This window comes from Bacillus infantis NRRL B-14911, assembly GCF_000473245.1.
GTDB lineage: Bacteria > Bacillota > Bacilli > Bacillales > Cytobacillaceae > Bacillus_AB > Bacillus_AB infantis.
Genome location: NC_022524.1, coordinates 893,828 through 910,625 on the forward strand (window position 1 = coordinate 893,828; position 16,798 = coordinate 910,625).

At 46.8% G+C, this 16,798-nt stretch carries 14 protein-coding genes; 9 read left to right on the forward strand and 5 right to left on the reverse strand.

Features of this window, described 5'->3' with window-relative positions:
- Positions 1-13 precede the first annotated feature (13 nt).
- The 3 genes from N288_RS04760 (at position 14) to N288_RS04770 (ending at position 3,699) form a co-directional block, all read left to right on the forward strand.
- On the forward strand, positions 14-1,135 hold the full coding sequence (locus tag N288_RS04760; protein WP_009791858.1) for a sugar diacid recognition domain-containing protein: 1,122 nt from the start codon (positions 14-16) through the stop codon (positions 1,133-1,135).
- A gap of 86 nt (positions 1,136-1,221) precedes the next feature.
- Entirely contained in the window at positions 1,222-2,529 is a 1,308-nt protein-coding gene (locus tag N288_RS04765) for a GntP family permease (RefSeq protein WP_009791857.1), read from the forward strand.
- Positions 2,530-2,553: 24 nt separating this feature from the next.
- The gene (locus N288_RS04770) at positions 2,554-3,699 is read left to right on the forward strand and encodes a glycerate kinase (protein ID WP_009791856.1); all 1,146 of its coding nucleotides are present in this window, start codon (positions 2,554-2,556) and stop codon (positions 3,697-3,699) included.
- Between the two features lie 115 nt (positions 3,700-3,814).
- On the opposite strand, the gene N288_RS04775 is transcribed toward N288_RS04770, so the two are convergent.
- Together N288_RS04775 and N288_RS04780 are read right to left on the reverse strand one after the other, a co-directional pair.
- On the reverse strand, positions 3,815-4,237 hold the full coding sequence (locus tag N288_RS04775) for an anti-sigma regulatory factor (RefSeq protein WP_022543469.1): 423 nt from the start codon (positions 4,235-4,237) through the stop codon (positions 3,815-3,817).
- Between the two features lie 123 nt (positions 4,238-4,360).
- The gene (locus tag N288_RS04780) at positions 4,361-5,059 is read right to left on the reverse strand and encodes a Na-translocating system protein MpsC family protein (RefSeq protein ID WP_009791854.1); all 699 of its coding nucleotides are present in this window, start codon (positions 5,057-5,059) and stop codon (positions 4,361-4,363) included.
- A 311-nt stretch (positions 5,060-5,370) separates the two neighbouring features.
- Here N288_RS04780 and N288_RS04785 point away from each other — a divergent pair, with 311 nt between their 5' ends.
- Entirely contained in the window at positions 5,371-6,069 is a 699-nt protein-coding gene (locus tag N288_RS04785) for a Na-translocating system protein MpsC family protein (RefSeq protein WP_009791852.1), read from the forward strand.
- Positions 6,070-6,208: 139 nt separating this feature from the next.
- Positions 6,209-6,385 carry a hypothetical protein gene (locus tag N288_RS25045; protein WP_009791850.1) on the forward strand — a complete coding sequence of 59 codons (177 nt, stop codon included), beginning with the start codon at positions 6,209-6,211 and terminating at the stop codon, positions 6,383-6,385.
- 55 nt (positions 6,386-6,440) lie between these two features.
- Here the strand turns inward: N288_RS25045 and N288_RS04790 are convergent, their stop codons facing one another.
- From N288_RS04790 to N288_RS04800, 3 genes are all read right to left on the reverse strand, one after another.
- Positions 6,441-6,845, reverse strand: coding sequence for a DUF2500 domain-containing protein (locus N288_RS04790; protein WP_009791849.1), 405 nt, complete (start codon positions 6,843-6,845; stop codon positions 6,441-6,443).
- 169 nt (positions 6,846-7,014) lie between these two features.
- Positions 7,015-10,344 carry a GH36-type glycosyl hydrolase domain-containing protein gene (locus tag N288_RS04795; RefSeq protein ID WP_022543470.1) on the reverse strand — a complete coding sequence of 1,110 codons (3,330 nt, stop codon included), beginning with the start codon at positions 10,342-10,344 and terminating at the stop codon, positions 7,015-7,017.
- Between the two features lie 16 nt (positions 10,345-10,360).
- A complete protein-coding gene (locus N288_RS04800; protein WP_009791847.1) occupies positions 10,361-12,523 on the reverse strand; it encodes a glycoside hydrolase family 3 N-terminal domain-containing protein in 2,163 nt (720 codons plus the stop codon).
- 361 nt (positions 12,524-12,884) lie between these two features.
- Between N288_RS04800 and N288_RS04805 the strand changes: the two genes are divergently transcribed.
- From N288_RS04805 to N288_RS04820, 4 genes are all read left to right on the forward strand, one after another.
- Positions 12,885-14,132 carry a sugar ABC transporter substrate-binding protein gene (locus tag N288_RS04805; protein WP_009791846.1) on the forward strand — a complete coding sequence of 416 codons (1,248 nt, stop codon included), beginning with the start codon at positions 12,885-12,887 and terminating at the stop codon, positions 14,130-14,132.
- A 78-nt stretch (positions 14,133-14,210) separates the two neighbouring features.
- The gene (locus N288_RS04810) at positions 14,211-15,098 is read left to right on the forward strand and encodes a carbohydrate ABC transporter permease (RefSeq protein WP_009791845.1); all 888 of its coding nucleotides are present in this window, start codon (positions 14,211-14,213) and stop codon (positions 15,096-15,098) included.
- An 11-nt stretch (positions 15,099-15,109) separates the two neighbouring features.
- Positions 15,110-15,931 carry a carbohydrate ABC transporter permease gene (locus tag N288_RS04815; protein ID WP_009791844.1) on the forward strand — a complete coding sequence of 274 codons (822 nt, stop codon included), beginning with the start codon at positions 15,110-15,112 and terminating at the stop codon, positions 15,929-15,931.
- A 72-nt stretch (positions 15,932-16,003) separates the two neighbouring features.
- Positions 16,004-16,798, forward strand: a complete 795-nt coding sequence (locus tag N288_RS04820) for an alpha/beta hydrolase (RefSeq protein ID WP_009791843.1) — start codon at positions 16,004-16,006, stop codon at positions 16,796-16,798.

Below are 16,798 nucleotides of genomic sequence, written 5' to 3' on the forward strand. Positions count from 1 at the left end.
GAGGAGGTGCAAAATGAAGTTTCTGGATGGGGCATTGGCTCAGGAGATCGTGGATCGGACGATGCAGATCATCGGCCGGAATATTAATGTGATGAATGAGAAGGGTGTGATCATCGGTTCGGGAGATGAGGCAAGAATCCAGTCTGTCCATGAAGGGGCAGTCCAGGTGATCGGGGCGGGCCGCGGGTTTGAAATTACTGAAGCAGAGGCCGGGCGGCTGAACGGCGTCAAGGCAGGGATCAATCTTCCGATCACCTTCCAGGATCATATCATCGGCGTAATCGGGATCACGGGGGAGCCGGAAGAAATCAGAAGCTACGGAGAGCTTGTCAGAATGGCGGCCGAAATGATCCTTCAGCAGGCTGTTTTGATGGATGAGATGCAGTGGGATGAAAGACTGAAGGAAGAGCTGACGAGCCAGCTGCTGTCTGGGAGTGAAAATCTGGATCCGCTCTATTTTGAAAGAGTGAACCGCCTCGGAATTGACTTGGATATACCGAGGACGGCAATCGTTATTGCAGCCGATGAGCAGACCAAGAGCTATAAATGGATCCGCGACAGGCTGGAAAAGGAAGATTTGTATGTGATGAACCCCGGCTATATCATCCTGCTGAAAAAGGTGATTACAAAACGGGAAGGCTGGGATCATGGCCAAACCATGAACCAGTTGGGAGACTGGCTTTCCGCGCTTGCAGGCAGCCAGGGGCTGCCATGCCAGGCGGCCATCGGCCAGTATCATCCCGGTTTGGAGGGGCTCTCCAGATCATACCGGGAAGCTGTACATACGCTGGAGGCGGGAAGGAAGCTTGACCCGCAGCAGGCACTTTATTTTTATGAAGATTATAAGCTGCCAGTCTTTGTTGCCAGGGCAGCAGAGCTCGGGATAGCAGGAGCCTTCCAGCACCATGCCGCAAACTTAAATCAGCATGACAAAAAAGGCGAGCTGCAGGAGACTTTGAGGATTTATATTGAAGAAAATGGGGACAGCAGCTCTGCGGCAAGCCGCCTCTATATACACCGCAACACACTGAGATACCGCCTGGAGCGGATCAAGGAGCTGACCGGAAAGGATCCGCGCTCCATAAAGGATCTGCTGGAACTCTATCTATCTCTTTTGCACAACCAGCTTAAGTGAATTGTGCATGTGCACAAAAAGGTCCGGAAATACCGGGCCTTTATTTTATACTTTGAACAATGTAAACCTTTACGGAAACGCTTACAATGAAGCTAACATCTTTTAAGGGAGGAATCATCTTGGAAGCCACCATTCAAGTAAGCGCTTTAGGGGCCATAGTCGCTTTAGCTGTTGCCATACTATTGATATTGAAAAAGGTTTCCCCGGCCTATGGCATGATTGCCGGTGCTTTAATCGGCGGCCTGGTCGGCGGGGTTAATATAACCGATACAGTCACTTTAATGATGGAGGGTGCCAAAGGCATCATCCCTGCGGTTCTGCGGATTTTGGCTGCCGGCGTCCTGGCCGGTGTGCTGATTGAATCTGGGGCCGCGTCCGTCATTGCAGAAATGATTGTGAAGAAGCTCGGTGAAACGAGGGCATTGCTTGCATTGGCGGCTGCCACGATGATTTTGACAGCGGTCGGCGTGTTTGTCGATGTGGCTGTCATCACGGTAGCACCAATCGCACTGGCCATTGCGCAAAGAGCAGGGATTAGCAAAACGGCGATATTGCTGGCCATGATAGGCGGTGGAAAGGCCGGCAATATTATGTCGCCGAACCCGAATGCCATTGCAGCATCAGATGCATTCAATATCCCGCTGACCAGCATTATGGCAGCCGGGATCATCCCTGCAGTCTTTGGTCTTGCGATGACCTATTTCATTGCGAGAAAGCTTGTGAATAAAGGGACTGCCATTTCTGCAAGCGAAGTAGCCCCGCAAACTGGAGGCGCGCTTCCGCCGTTTTGGGCCGCGCTGATCGGACCTGTCGTTACCATCATTTTACTGGCATTGAGGCCATTATTGGATATCAGCATCGATCCGATGATTGCCCTGCCGCTTGGAGGGATTGCGGGAGCGATTGTGATGGGCAAGGCAAGGAAAATTAATGATTTTGCCATCTCGGGACTCGGGAAAATGACTGGCGTCGCCATCATGCTGCTTGGAACAGGAACATTGGCAGGGATCATCGCCAATTCCGGGCTGAAGGATGTCCTTATAAATGGGCTTGATGCGGTTGGTCTTCCAGCTTATGTGCTAGCGCCGGCATCCGGGATCTTCATGTCGGCTGCCACGGCTTCGACAACGGCAGGTACAGCTGTAGCGAGCCAGGTATTCAGTTCAACCATCCTGGAAATGGGCGTCAGCGCCTTAGCAGGCGCAGCCATGGTCCATGCGGGAGCAACTGTCCTTGACCATCTGCCGCACGGAAGCTTTTTCCATGCAACAGGCGGAAGCGTCAATATGGAAATGAAAGAACGTTTGAAGGTCATGCCGTACGAATCACTGGTGGGACTTACAATGGCGGTAGTATCTACTCTCATTTACGGTGTATTTCAGCTGTTCGGATAAGATTCAAAAACAGGAGTGATAGAAATGAAGATTGTCATTGCACCAGATTCCTATAAAGAGAGCTTGTCGGCCATGGAGGCCGCTGATTGTATCGAAAAAGGCTTCAAGCGCATCATTCCTGATGCTGAATATGTGAAGGTGCCGATGGCTGATGGCGGGGAAGGTACGGTCCAGTCACTGGTCGATGCGACCGGCGGAAGCATTATACCGGCACTGGTGACAGGACCGCTGGGGGAGCCTGTGGAAGCCTTCTTCGGCCTTTTGGGAGATAAGAAAACCGCTGTCATTGAAATGGCGGCAGCATCAGGACTTCACCTGGTGCCTGCCGGAAAAAGAAACCCTCTTGTGACAACCACAAAAGGGACCGGCGAATTAATCAAGAGTGCACTTGATGTCGGAGTCACCCATATCATCATCGGAATCGGCGGCAGCGCGACGAATGACGGAGGGGCGGGTATGGCTCAGGCACTTGGCGCCCGCTTGCTCGATGAAGAAGGCCGGGAAATCGGCGGGGGCGGAGGAGCGCTATCAGGCCTCTCATCAATTGATCTTTCACAGCTCGACGGACGCCTTGCAGATGTAAAGATTGAGGTCGCATGTGATGTCGACAACCCGCTGACCGGAGAAAAAGGGGCTTCCGCCATTTTTGGTCCCCAAAAAGGCGCCGATCCTCAGATGGTCGGAATGCTGGATCGAAATCTGGCGCATTATGCTGGTGTGATTGAAAAGGATCTTGGGAAGAAAATCAAGGATGTGCCTGGGGCAGGAGCTGCAGGCGGCCTTGGCGGGGGACTGCTCGCCTTTCTTCCAGCTGAGCTGAAGCGGGGAGTCGATATTGTCATTGCAGCTGCCGGACTGGAGAAGATCGTGGCAGATGCTGATCTTGTCATCACAGGAGAAGGCAGGATCGATGGACAGACGATTTTCGGAAAAACCCCGATCGGCGTTGCCAGAACCGCCAAAAAATCGGGCGTTCCGGTGATCGGGCTGGCCGGCAGCATTTCAAGAGACTGTGAGGTTGTGCGGGAGCATGGGATTGACGCAGTCTTCAGCATCGTGCCGGGAGTAGTCCCTTTGGAGGATGCCTTCCGGAACGCAGCAGAATATGCAGAACAGGCGGCAGCCAATGTTGCGGCTGTTTGGAGGCTGGGACGGCAGGGCAGGCATTAATATTGGAAGGCTATCATATAAAAAAGCGCCCTGATTTATAAATTTCAGGCGCTTTTCTTTGTGTTTCTACAGAAATTTATACACTTTTTCCCTGCCATCCGTCCATAACGCCGGCTTAGCACATACCTCCAAAGATTCTGGTTTTCCATTTAATCACGGTAACTTTGGTTCCCATTTCTTTACTGGAATCAATCCGGAATTCATCCATCATCCGTTTTACAGCAGGCAGCCCTGCCCCAAACCCATTGCTGCTGGAATAGCCCTGCTCCAGTGCCTTCGGAATGTCTCTGATCCCCGGTCCATGATCGATGGCAGTAAGGCGAAGCCCTATTTGAGTTCCTGCTGTGAGCTTCTCATACTGAATTTGCCCGCTGCCTGCATACCGGTAGATGTTTCTGGCAAGCTCTGAGATGACTGTCAGGATTCTTGCCTGATCAATGGGATTAAAGTAAAGGGATCGAGCAAGTTCTCTACCCATCTTTCTGGCCAGAATGATATCATTCTCCTTTATAATTTGAACCACTGCTGATTTCTCCATGCCTGACAAACCCCTTACTGCCATTTCTTGCTCTGGCATTTGTTTGGTCAATCGTCTATTAAAAAAAGAGCCAAAAGAAGGAGGCTTCCTTCTCTTGGCTCATGTCCAGTTCTATCGCCTGGGTCATTGCTGCCTGTTATGATTCGGTTTTAAGATGAAGAGGCACACGCTTTTGTCTTGTTCAAAATCCCATGAAACAAACACATTTTCCAGCTCTGCATCCAAATAGTGTTCGAACTGCGGCCTGTGCTCCATGAACAATCTTTTTTCCAGATCCCGTTTGGCGAGGGTAAGCACTTCCGGATAGCCCTGCCGGATTAATTCTTTTTCAACAGCTACCAGTATTTGATTCCGGACAATCACAAGAGTCCTTGGATTCAGCAGGGAAGAATATACTTCGCCTGGAGGCTTTTCGGCTTCCAGACTGACTTGGATGACTTCCTTATGTACAGCTTCCTGGTTCTGATAATGGCTGTATTCCGGGGCGGCCTCTGTCGAAACGCCGATGAACATCCCTGAATGGCTTTCCAGATTCCAGTCATAATAGAATTCATCAATGGTGACGCCTATATCCATTTGGATATATACCTTTATCTCCTCTATGAGTGCGGGCATCAGCATGTCCCTGATTTTCTCGACATATTTGCTTTGCTCTGTATCTAATAATCTATCTTCTATCTGTGACATAAAGTCTTTCATATATACAGTGATATAAGGGGGAGAAATAGTGGCAAACACGGCCCCCGGCCCCTTGCCAAAAGCTCCGCGCAAAACCCGTCCAATAAAAGATCCCAATTCTTTTTCTTTTTTCTTAATGTCCATTCTCGCCATCCTTTAGATTCAGGCATCATATCCCAAATCCGTTCAGCAGCGGGGACGGGGATCGTTAGTCTTGAGATAATGCAATTATACCGTAAAAAACTGGATCTACCTATTTATTCTTCCAAAATTAAAATATTCCTCTATATTTTTACAGAGTATTCATAAAATATGTTTTTTTTGTGATAAAAAGGGGAAAATTATGTTGTGGAGATTTGCCTTTTAGGAGTTTCCCTTCTGGCAGGCAGATGCTAAAATGGAAAAAAGGAGAGAGGATATGATGCTTCTTTCTAAGTGCAGGGATAGACGGAAACATGGAAATTAAGGCGCAGCAGACAAAACTGTCGAACAACTTTGGCAAGCTGCTGCGGGAGAAGTTCGGAAAAGGCCCGGAAGCCATTTACGTGACGGTATCAAAGCCATATGTCCTTATTTATATAAGCGGCTTTATATCAGCCACTGAGCAGGTGCTTCTTGACCAGGGCCAGGATTTGACGGTACTGACAACAAGAGAATATCTGATGAAATCGCTTGACCCTGAAATGCGGGGCCAGATCAAAGCGATCACGGATATAGACATTCAGCATATGTATTATGATTGGAATCTTGACAGGCAGACAGGGGTCTTTGTCGGCGTAGGCCCGTCCATTGTGGCTGAAGGCAAAGATTCAGAATCTGACTACAAGGGAAAGAAAAAGGTCCACGAAGAAATCATCAGCATAAGCAGGCAGGCGGAGAAAGCCCCGGACCGGGTTGAATCTTATATGCTCGGATCCCGGACATTGGTTGTCATCCGCGAGGGAATATTGGTGCCGATCGAAAAGCAGCTGATAGCCCTTGGGTTTGTTGAAACGCTCCGGGTTGCCAAAAGGCAGCTGGAAGGTGAATTGCTCAGCAATGATATTCATTTTTCTGCTATCCTGGAAGCGGGGATACAGGACGTTTTTGTTGATTGGAATTTTGAACTGGATAACAGTGTTATTTCTTTTATACTCAAACCTAATGATTCATAAGGCAGTAATGAACCGGACAAATTGTGCCGGACATAAGCCGAAAAGAACAGGAGATCCTGTTTTTTTCGGCTTTTTCTTTTTGCTCAGCAGCAGATTTTGCAATAGGTCATTTGCGATCTATTAAAACAGGAGGGTATCAATGGCACAGAAACAGCCAAAGACCAGCATAATGGAAGAAGAATTAGATCTCTTTATGGAAGAGCTTGTTCGTCTGAAACAGGATTATGAACAATGTGAAGATGAATTTTTTAAAAAAGAACTTCAGGCGGATATTCAGGTCCTGCTGACCGTTATAAACAGGATACAAGGATACTGACTTCCCGAAAGACCGGAGAGCAAGAAATGAAGGAGAGGCAAATCCCCGCCTCTCCTTAAGAATGACCTTGCCCTCTGTTCCTCTCAAACCCCAAATACCGCGTTCCCTGAAACGTTAGCACCCCAAAGTCTCCTTCTGCAAGCAATCCATATTCTTTTCCGGACACATGGAATTCAGAGCGGTCGCCGCTGTTAAATTCAAATGTCACATAATAGCGGGTGCTTGAGGAAACATGATGATGGTTTTCATGATGGGCATGTGATCTCCTGGATACATCTGTCCGCTTTGATTTGACTGCGGCCGTTACACTCAGCCTGGGGGACTGCTCATTTTTCTGCCACTGGCCGACCCCTTTGAAGATGTTGAATATAAGGCCGCCGATAACGATGATAAATATGATGCCAATAAAAACGGGGGCAGCCTGAAAGATAAAGTCCCCCATGAAAAATGGTTCTGGCATATCAGTGCTCCTTTCGCGGTGTTTATAAAATATTTACGTGCGGAAGGGTATAAAGTTTCGCAAGACTGATGGTTTTTAAGGCCATTTAAATTTTCCCGGCACTGAATACGACGAAAAAAGCAGACCATAATGGCCTGCCTTCTTCATTATTTAATCTCTAATGAAACTCTCACATATATATGTCTATCCGGTTGTTCTCGGAATTTAGCAAATCATCCAGAGTACTTTTTGGTATGACTGCTCCGCCTCCACGATAGGGATTGGGACTTGATTCTGCCTCGGCCTCTATTCCATTGATGAGGATAGTCCGTTTCCCCTTAGCAAGGTGATAGATAAACGTTATCGGCCTATTCATGAAGTTATACCGGAATTCCAGGCCATCCAAGCTATCAGGAAGGACGGGATCAAGCTCGAGGCTGCCATTTTTCTGGCGGATGCCCAAAACATTCGAGATAAGCTGGTTCAGGTAGATGCCCGGCCCGCTGGAATAAATCCTCCAGCCGCCCTTTACAGGAACGGTGCCGTCCTTAAGTTTATTGAAATCTTTCTGGGCTTCATAGCGGGTATCAAATTTACCGTCAGAACTGCTGAAGTATGCGTTGCTTTGGCGAAGGGCAGCATTTGGTACCGCGTCCTGAATCTTGATTGGATTGATGACAGACAGGGCATGCCATATCTCTTCATGAACACCCAGCTTGGCCAGGGCTTCTATAAACCGGATGTGGGCGTGGACATACTGCAGCCCGATTTCACGGCCAAAATTGGATGCCTGCTCAGCACGTTTAAAATGGGTGCTGACTCCGCCGGCATAGTTGGCCGGCCGGTTCATCAGGCGGACGCCATCCGGAAAGGTCAGATGCTCTTTAATCAGCTTATAATGGGCAGCTGCCTGTTCAGGGGTGAAGATTTCGCTGATGATGCCCCGCTGCATAGGCAGCAGGCGATATTGTATGCCGGTATCTGTATCGGTAGGATGAAGCATGAACTCTGCTTTCTCCGGGTCTTCCATATAAACAAAGCCAGGAATGACACTGGAAGATAAAATGTACCTGTTAAAGTCTTCTTTAATCCCTTGAGCAAGCTCACTCAGCTTAGATGCTTCAGGAACATCTGCAGCCGAGAGCATTTCTGCCATCTTCTTTATTGACTGGAACATCAATGAAACTGTCCAGGAGCTGACCATATATTTTTTCAGCAGCTGATTTGCCGGCTGCAGGGTGTCATCCCAATCTCCATCATCATAAGAAGGCAGAAAGGTGTCGTGCAGGAAATGCCTTTCCATATAAGCGACCTGTTTATTAACGTGATCGAGCAATGCAGCATGGTTCTCTGTAAATGTAAAAGACTCCTGGTCCATATAGGGAATTTGTTCCTGTAAAATTGAAAAGTCCCCAGTGGCCTCCAGATAATCACTGACCAGCTTTAATGGCCATACGATGATGTCCCCGTGGCTTTCCGGCTGCTGGATTTTCGTATATTGATCAAACATGAACCATTGCGGCCAGCTGCCTGTTCCATCATATTGATGGGTATATATCGTCAGGATGATATCACGGACTGTCTCATACTTCTGGGTCGCCATAAAGTATTCAGCTGGCCCCTGGCTGACATCGCGTGTTCCCCAGGCTGCGCCGCCGTATTGTTCAAGGCCGTGCGGTGTCGAGAAATGGACCAGCATATTATGGGTATACCAGTGAGCCAATGCATTGAATTTTTCGATTTCCCCGGAATCGCCTTGCTGATGGGATAAATGAAAACCATTCAAAACAACCTTATAATATTTCCTGAACTCCGCTGCTTCCTTAGAAAAATCCCTTTTTTCAAACGTAGGAAATTCGCCGGATAAGTCTCCTTGTATCAGCATAGTCCAATCGCTGGCGGAGTCTATATTAAGAACCGCAAGAGACGCTGCAGAGTCTGTGCCTGAGGCAAGTTCACTTTCGTCAAGCAGCTGAAAGTCAGCTCCTCTCACTGTCAGCCGATAGCTGAGATCCGGGTATATACCGCTGCTGTCTGAATTTCCCGCTGCAGTATAGCAGACAGTATCATTGTCCAGCGTGCAGTGGAATGGGACCGCGTATTCATTCTGATTCATTGAGATCTGGGCAGTTACCATATAGCGGTAGTATTTTCCGCTCTGTGCTTTTAGGTCAAGCTGGACATCCTTGCTGCCGACTGTGGTGAATACAGTGATGATGAAAGTTTCATCATTTGTCTTGTAATACCATCTTGAATAATTGAATCCCATTTCAAACAGTGAAGGCATCGTTAATAGCCGGTAGCGGTTATCGATTTCAATGTAAATGCGCTGCCCGGATGTTTTCAGCAGGTTAAGCGGATTGCGCACATTGGTCATCATCTTATTCATGGAGCTGTTCCCGACGGCAAGCTGAGAATTAAAGACACCATACATATAAGAGGTAGTAGAGAGTACATCTTCACGGACTCTGTCATTGTTTCCATTCATCAGTATATGGCCATGCGGCCTTTCAACAAGCTCTTCTTTTTCTTTAAGAACGATATGTTCGTAAGAATCTGTAAAGAAGGAGAGAAGCCTATCCCCGCTTTTCTCTTCCAGTATTCTGCCGGGAAAATATTGATCGATTTCCTCCAGGGTTAGGTCGATGGCTTCAATTGGAGCTCCCAGTCTGCTGGATAATTTAACCTGCTCCATCTGATCTGGAAAAACTGTCTCTTTCCGGTTCAGCTCTTCCCAGGCAGATTGGATTTCCTCTTGATATTCCAGACGGGTTACGGCATCAGGGTGGTTTTCTTTGAACAGGCCGTAAAACACAAAGCGGTGCCGGCCATTCAGCATTGTTTTTTCTGTTTGCAGTGCCGTGTACGCAAATTCATATTGTGAAACTTTATTTTCCAGAGCAGGCTTTGTCAGCGCAGCGGGCTTGTCTGTTGTTTTATAGGATAAACCGAAAAACTGAAATCCATCGGTGGAAAAACCTGCGGACCTGCCAAGGCTGCCTTGCTGCAAATAAGGAAACTGTCCCTGCTGCGGCTGATTTTGGCGTGAACAGACAACATATCCTTTTAGTTCATCATTGAAAACAGAATGATCTATATATTGGGAGGTGTAGGCCTCATTGGAGCGGACGGCGGCTTCATCTGCCAGACCGATATCCTGTCCGTAGATCAGATCGATTTCTTTATTCGAGCCCTCCAAAGCCACGTCCCAGAACCAGATCTGATTATCCGTTAATGTAAAAGTAACTTTATAGCGGATGCCTTCTGCCTCACCTGTCCATCTGATGGATGAACCTGAGGCAGAAACCGCTGATTCAGAGCGTATTCCGAGCAAAGGGATCGCCGTAATTTCTCTCTCATTAAAAATACGCAGATAAATATTGTTCAAAGAGCCATCAATAGGATTGGAGAGGAGCTGATTAATCATCGTATCTTTATGGGAAATCTTGAACACATCGCCGCTCTTCATAAAAGAGAAACTTAGATCACCTGATTGTATGTTAATAGTAGAGCTGTTCATTGTATCTTCTCCTTTTTTATGATTGCAGTTTAAAGGGAATCGTCATTACTTCATCACTGCTTGAGCCGATGTATGCGAAAAATTGTCCATTGTCACTCTTAAAGCTGAGGTCTGCGTGATGATAGCGGAGCTGTTCCTCAGATATGGAAAACTCAGCCCTTTTTGTCTCTCCAGGCTCCAGGGCGATCCTTTTAAACCCTTTCAATTCTTTAAGAGGGCGTACGACTTCCCCAACAGCATCACGGATATAAAATTGAACGATTTCCTCTCCGGCTGTGCTGCCAGTGTTCGTAATTTCAGCGGAAACAGTTAATTTATCCCCCTTAACCAGCGTATCAGCAGAGATGTTAATTTTTTTATAGCTGTATGTGGTATAGCTTAGTCCGTATCCAAAGGGGAAGAGCGGCTTATTCGGAATGTCCAGATATTGTGATACATACCTTTCCTGCGCATCCGGTGCGTCTTTAGGGCGGCCTGTATTATAGTGATTATAATAGACAGGAACCTGTCCGGCTGTATAAGGGAAGGACATGGTCAGCTTGCCTGACGGATTTTCATCCCCGTACAAAATTTCTGCTATAGCAGCTCCTCCCTCAGTACCGGGCTGCCAGGCTTCCAAAATGGCATCTGCCTCGCCGGAAATGTCTGTAAGGTCGAGCGGGCGTCCGTTAAACAGAATGACCACGATCGGCTTGCCGGTTTTTTTGAGCTCCCTGAAAAGTTTCAATTGAGCTTCAGGCAGCTTAATATTTGACCGGGAGCCAGCTTCACCGCTCATTCCTGAGCTTTCTCCCAGGGCAAGCAGTATGACATCAGCTTCTTCTGCAGATTTTACTGCTGCAGCTGAATCTTCTTGTGATATTGCTTCTATACTGGAGCCGGAAGCCGCAGATAAGAGGGAAGGATCGATTTTCTGTAAAATCCCTTCCTTGAGAGTTACTGCGTCTTCTTTGGATCCCTGCCATGACCAGGCACCCAGTATGTCGCCGCTGTCGGCCAGAGGACCGGTCAGGGCAATTTTCGAGCCTTTATCCAACGGGAGTATATTCCCCGAATTTTTTAAAAGCACCGCTGATTTTACTGCAAGCTCCCGGGAAACCTTGCGGTGGTTTTCTGACATGACCAGTTCCTTCTCCAGCAGTTCATCAGCTCCCCGGTAAGGATTATCAAACAACCCCAGCTTTTCCTTTAGCTTTAATATCCTGAGCACTGCTTCATCAATGATTCCTTCATCCAGATCGCCGCTATCTACGAAAGATTTTAAGTGATCGACATAGCAGGTTGTCATCATTTCAATGTCTATGCCTGCCTGGATTGCTTTTAAAGCAGCGGCTGCTTCGTCTTCTGCTATGCCATGGGGAATCATTTCCTTTACTGCTCCCCAGTCTGATATCAGAACACCATCAAAGTCCATTTCCCCGCGAAGGATGTCGCGCATCAGCTTTTTGTTTCCTGTTGCGGGAATCCCGTCAACTGTGTTGAAGGCAGACATGACCATTTCGCATCCTTCATCCAGGGCAGCCTTATAAGCCGGCAGATATGATTCGCGCATATCGCGTTCAGACATCGTGACGGTATTATAGTCCCGTCCGCCCTCCGGTGCTCCGTATGCAGCAAAATGCTTTACGCACGCGGCTACCCGCTCCGGTTCATTTGCCAGATCGCTGCCCTGGAAACCGCGCACCTGGGCACGTGCAAACTCGCTGTTCAAATAAGGGTCTTCTCCTGTTGATTCCATCACACGTCCCCACCTTGGATCCCTGACCAGGTCAACCATCGGGGCAAACGTTACGTGGATGCCGGAAACTGATGCCTCCAGAGCTGCAATCTGCGCGCTTTTTTCAGCCAGCTCCAAATCCCATGAGCAGCCTATGGCCAGCGGGATAGGGAAGATCGTTTTGTACCCGTGAACGATATCTGACATGAAAAGCAGCGGGATGCCCAATCGGTTATCCATCAAATGCTGCTTCTGTATGGCTTTTATGTTCTCAGCACCTGATGCGCCAAGAACAGATCCAGCGTTTTCTATAATCTTTGGAGAGACTCCCATTTCCTTCATAGGTCCCGTTATTTCTCCCTGGTCAGTTGAACCTTTAAAAAATGGTGTCGCTAATTGTATTAACTGAGCAATTTTTTCATCTAAAGTCATGTCCCTGACCAATTGCTGCAAATTCTTCATATATTGAAGATTCCTCCTTTGGCTGCAGACCCGATTGATAATGTTATCTGTCTGTATAATGTGGGAATAGATTGGCTGTTGGTGAAATATTGTAATCGATTTCACCAATAACTATAAGAGATTTGGAGAAACGTTTCAATAGAAAAGAAGGAATATAATTAATCTAATTTTCATGTTGACTCTCTATAAAGCTTTAAAATTAAGGTTTTTATAGATAATGTGCAAAAAAACATAAAATATATTGAAAACGATTTCAGTCTGTTTTATAATCTAGTTGTTGAAACGTTTCACTAATTTTCTCGGTGACTTTGGGAGAGAAATCTTCTCCGGAATCATATTTTCTAAAAGGGGTGTTTAGATAATGGTTAAGAGATCGAAATGGAGTAAATGGGCAGCAGCATTACTTGCCGTAAGCCTGGTTGCCATGCTTGGCGCTTGTTCATCTGGTGATGAAGCAGGCGGGGATGGCAAAGGTAGCGATAAGACGCTGGAAGTATGGACTATGTCAGGGGCACTGGATGATTTTGTGACAGAGTTTGAGAATGAAGAGGGCGTTACCGTTAAGGTACAGACGATTCCCTGGGCTAATGCACATGATAAGCTGCTGACTGCAGTTGCATCAGGAAAAGGTCCGGATGTTCTGCAAATCGGCACAACCTGGGTGGCTGAGTTTGCTGAAGCAGGGACATTCCTTGATTTAACAGAGTATCTGGATGACTATGAAAATCTGGGCAGCGACAATTTCTATGAAGGTGCGATCGGGACCACCACTTTTGAAGATAAGACCATTGCAATTCCTTGGTATGTGGATACACGACTGGTATTCTATCGGACTGATATCCTGGGTGAAGTCGGCTACCCGGAAGGACCAGAGACGTGGGACGATATGATTGATGCTTCAAGGAAGCTGGCTGCCCGCGGCGACGGACAATATGCCATTGATATGCCTAAGAGTGATCCTCAGTTCCCGTTCATGCTGGCATGGCAGCAGGGGTGGGATTATGAAGTAGGGGAAGGTTCCGCAAACTTTGACAGCCCGGCATTCAAAGAAGCTGTGGAATTGCACCATCTTTTCTATGATGAAAAGTTATCACAGATGGAAAAAGGGAAAGAATTCTTCCAGTCATTCGCGGATGGCTCAAAGCCTATGTTCTTCAGCGGTCCTTGGGATATCGGAACCATTAAAGACAGGGCTCCTGAAATTGAAGGCAAATGGGATGTACATGAGATGCCAAAGGCTGAAAATAATAAATCTATGATGGGCGGAGCACATTTTTCTGTTTTCCATAATTCTGACAAAAAGGATTTGGCGCTTGATTTTATCAATTGGATGGCTGATCCGGAAACTCAGGTAAAGTGGTATGAAACAAACAGTGAGCTCCCGGCCAATATGGCTGCCTGGGAAAATCCTGCTTTATCTGATGACCCAATGGTAAGTACGTTCGGCGAACAGCTTGAGTCAACACAGCCGCTCCCGCTTATACCTGAATTTGAAAGGCTGGGCCAGGAAATGATTACTCAATTAGAGGAAATTAATCGCGGAGGCAAAGATATCGACAAGGCTATAGCAGACTACAAGAAGGAAGCGGCCAAGGTTTTATCTGAATGATTGAGAGAAAGATAGAAGGGGCGCGCAGATCTGCTTGCGCCCCTCTTTATTATAAAGGGTAGGAGGAAGGAGACTTCCATGCACAAATACAAATCTAAGCTTACACCGTTCTTCTTTATCGGACCTGCTGTCTTATTGCTGATGTTATTTGCATTCCTGCCAATCATCATAGCTTTTGGCATAAGCTTTACCGATTTGGACCTTGCAGGACTCGCGAACTGGTCCAATATCAATTTCATCGGCATAGACAATTTCGTGGAATTATTCCAAGATGAAGCTTTTCTGCAATCCTTGGGCAATACATTTATCTATGTGATCATCGGAGTTCCGCTCGCTGTGGGAAGCTCGTTCATCATTGCCTTTTTCCTGAATATGCTCGGAAGCTGGCTGTCATCTGCCTTCCGTGTGATCTATTATATGCCATCCATCACAAACATCGTGGCTGTGGCGGTTGTCTGGAGTTTTCTGTACAACCAGGAATACGGGCTGTTCAATTATATATTAGAGTCAGTGAACTTAAGTGCAGTGCCATGGCTGGAAGACCCTTTCGTCGCCAAGCTTTCCCTGATCCTTTTAGCGGTCTGGAAAAGCAATGGGGTCAGCATGCTCATTTTCCTGGCGGCCCTGCAATCGATTCCGCGCACATATTATGAAGCAGCTGAAATTGATGGGGCAAATCGCTGGCAGAAGCTTACGAAGATTACCCTGCCGTCCATGAGCTTCGCTACTTTCTTTGTAACGGTCACGACATTGATTGGCTGGCTTCAATTTTTCGAAGAGCCTTTTGTCATGACAGAGGGAGGCCCTCTGAATGGGACGAACTCTATTGCCCTGTTCATTTATCAGGAGGGCTTCCAATACAGTGAATTTGGATATGGGGCAGCAGCATCATTTGTCCTGTTTGCCATTGTCATTGTTGCTACACTGGTTCAATTTAAGTTTAGAAAATCAGATCAGACTATGTGAGGTGGCATTCGATGACCTTGAAAAATAGATTTGAAAAATCAATTGTGATCGGAATCATGCTGGTCGGCGGATTGCTTGTTGCTCTTCCTTTTATTTGGATGATATTAAGCTCTTTCAAAAATGAAACAGAAGTGCTGGCTATCCCTCCGACAGTGTTTCCGAAGGAACCGACTTTTGAGCATTATCTTGAATTGTTTCAGAATTTGAATTTTGATGTATACCTTGTGAATACGCTGATCATTGTACTCTTTTCAATGTTCGGTTTATTGCTCAATACGATGGCCGGCTATGGGTTCGGTAAGTTCAGCTTCAGGGGCAAGGAAATCTGGTTCATGGTGGTGCTTGTCACCATGATGCTCCCTGGACAGGTGACAATGATTCCGACTTATTTAATCCTGAATGAAATGGGATTGACGAATACGATGGCAGGGATTATCCTGCCGGGCTTGATAGCGGCCTTTAATATCTTCCTGATAAGGCAGTTTATGGTCACCATCCCTGACGACCTGATTGAGGCGGCCAGGCTTGACGGGGCAGGAGAGTTTTATATTTTTATGCGGATCATCATCCCTCTGGCAAAGCCGATTCTTGCGGTACAGGTGATTTTGACTTTTATCGGCTCATGGAATAGTTTCTTATGGCCGCTGATTGTAGCAAATGATGAATCACTTTATACTTTATCAGTGGGATTATCGCTTCTGCAGGATGAGAATGTAACCAACTATGGTTTGCAGATGGCTGGTTCTGCGCTGATGGTCATCCCTATCATCATTATTTTCACGATTTTCCAGAAGTATATTGTTGAAGGGTTCAATGTTTCAGGAATTAAATAAAGTATACGCAGATGGCGCTTCTAAATAAATGCAACCTTTTAAAGGAAATATAAATAGACAGGAGTGTTGGTAATGCCGCTGATTGAATGCAGCTTTTCTTCAGAAGTATTGTCGAAAACAGTCTCCATGAAAGTAATTTTGCCTGGAGAAAGTGTTTCCGGCTTAAAAGAGCGGAGCGGAAGGAAAGAATACCCTGTTTTGTTTCTGCTTCACGGATTCAGTGATGATCATACCGCCTGGACAAGGAACTCCTCGCTGGAAAGATATGTGGAAGGGCTGGGCCTGGCTGTTGTCATGCCTCAGGCAGACAACAGTTATTATACGGATATGGCCCATGGCGGCAAGTATTGGACCTATCTGACCGAGGAGCTTCCGCTAAAAGCGAGGGCGATGTTCCCCTTATCTAAAAAAAAGGAAGATAACTTTGTTGCGGGACATTCTATGGGAGGCTTTGGTGCGCTGAAATGGGTGCTGAACCGTCCTGATATGTTCAAAGCGGCAGCCTCTATGTCGGGTGTAGCTGATATGGTCTTTCATCTGGAGAATGTCAGAAAAGAGAATAGCGATAAAACAAAGGCTCTGTCTCTTGTTTTTGGAGAAGGAGATATCTCGCGGACGGCGAACGATATAATATGGAAATTAGAGGAACTGGCAGACTCGAATAGAGAAATGCCGCTGCTATACCAAACATGCGGCACAGAAGATTTTCTTTATGAGCATAACATTCGTTTCTATGAGAAGTGTAAAGAATTAAATATACCGATCACGTCTGAGTTTATGGAGGGCGACCATAATTGGGCGTATTGGGATCAGGCAATACAAAAGATTTTAAGGTGGCTGCCTATTGAAGATTCAAGCAGTTTCTGA

What these genes read in the sequence shown, in the direction of transcription:
- N288_RS04760 (WP_009791858.1), top strand. Translation starts at nt 14, where the DNA reads ATGAAGTTTCTGGATGGGGCATTGGCTCAGGAGATCGTGGATCGGACG.
- N288_RS04765 (WP_009791857.1), top strand. Translation starts at nt 1,222, where the DNA reads ATGAAGCTAACATCTTTTAAGGGAGGAATCATCTTGGAAGCCACCATT.
- N288_RS04770 (WP_009791856.1), top strand. Translation starts at nt 2,554, where the DNA reads ATGAAGATTGTCATTGCACCAGATTCCTATAAAGAGAGCTTGTCGGCC.
- N288_RS04775 (WP_022543469.1), bottom strand. Translation starts at nt 4,237, where the DNA reads ATGGAGAAATCAGCAGTGGTTCAAATTATAAAGGAGAATGATATCATT.
- N288_RS04780 (WP_009791854.1), bottom strand. Translation starts at nt 5,059, where the DNA reads ATGGACATTAAGAAAAAAGAAAAAGAATTGGGATCTTTTATTGGACGG.
- N288_RS04785 (WP_009791852.1), top strand. Translation starts at nt 5,371, where the DNA reads ATGGAAATTAAGGCGCAGCAGACAAAACTGTCGAACAACTTTGGCAAG.
- N288_RS25045 (WP_009791850.1), top strand. Translation starts at nt 6,209, where the DNA reads ATGGCACAGAAACAGCCAAAGACCAGCATAATGGAAGAAGAATTAGAT.
- N288_RS04790 (WP_009791849.1), bottom strand. Translation starts at nt 6,845, where the DNA reads ATGCCAGAACCATTTTTCATGGGGGACTTTATCTTTCAGGCTGCCCCC.
- N288_RS04795 (WP_022543470.1), bottom strand. Translation starts at nt 10,344, where the DNA reads ATGAACAGCTCTACTATTAACATACAATCAGGTGATCTAAGTTTCTCT.
- N288_RS04800 (WP_009791847.1), bottom strand. Translation starts at nt 12,523, where the DNA reads ATGAAGAATTTGCAGCAATTGGTCAGGGACATGACTTTAGATGAAAAA.
- N288_RS04805 (WP_009791846.1), top strand. Translation starts at nt 12,885, where the DNA reads ATGGTTAAGAGATCGAAATGGAGTAAATGGGCAGCAGCATTACTTGCC.
- N288_RS04810 (WP_009791845.1), top strand. Translation starts at nt 14,211, where the DNA reads ATGCACAAATACAAATCTAAGCTTACACCGTTCTTCTTTATCGGACCT.
- N288_RS04815 (WP_009791844.1), top strand. Translation starts at nt 15,110, where the DNA reads ATGACCTTGAAAAATAGATTTGAAAAATCAATTGTGATCGGAATCATG.
- N288_RS04820 (WP_009791843.1), top strand. Translation starts at nt 16,004, where the DNA reads ATGCCGCTGATTGAATGCAGCTTTTCTTCAGAAGTATTGTCGAAAACA.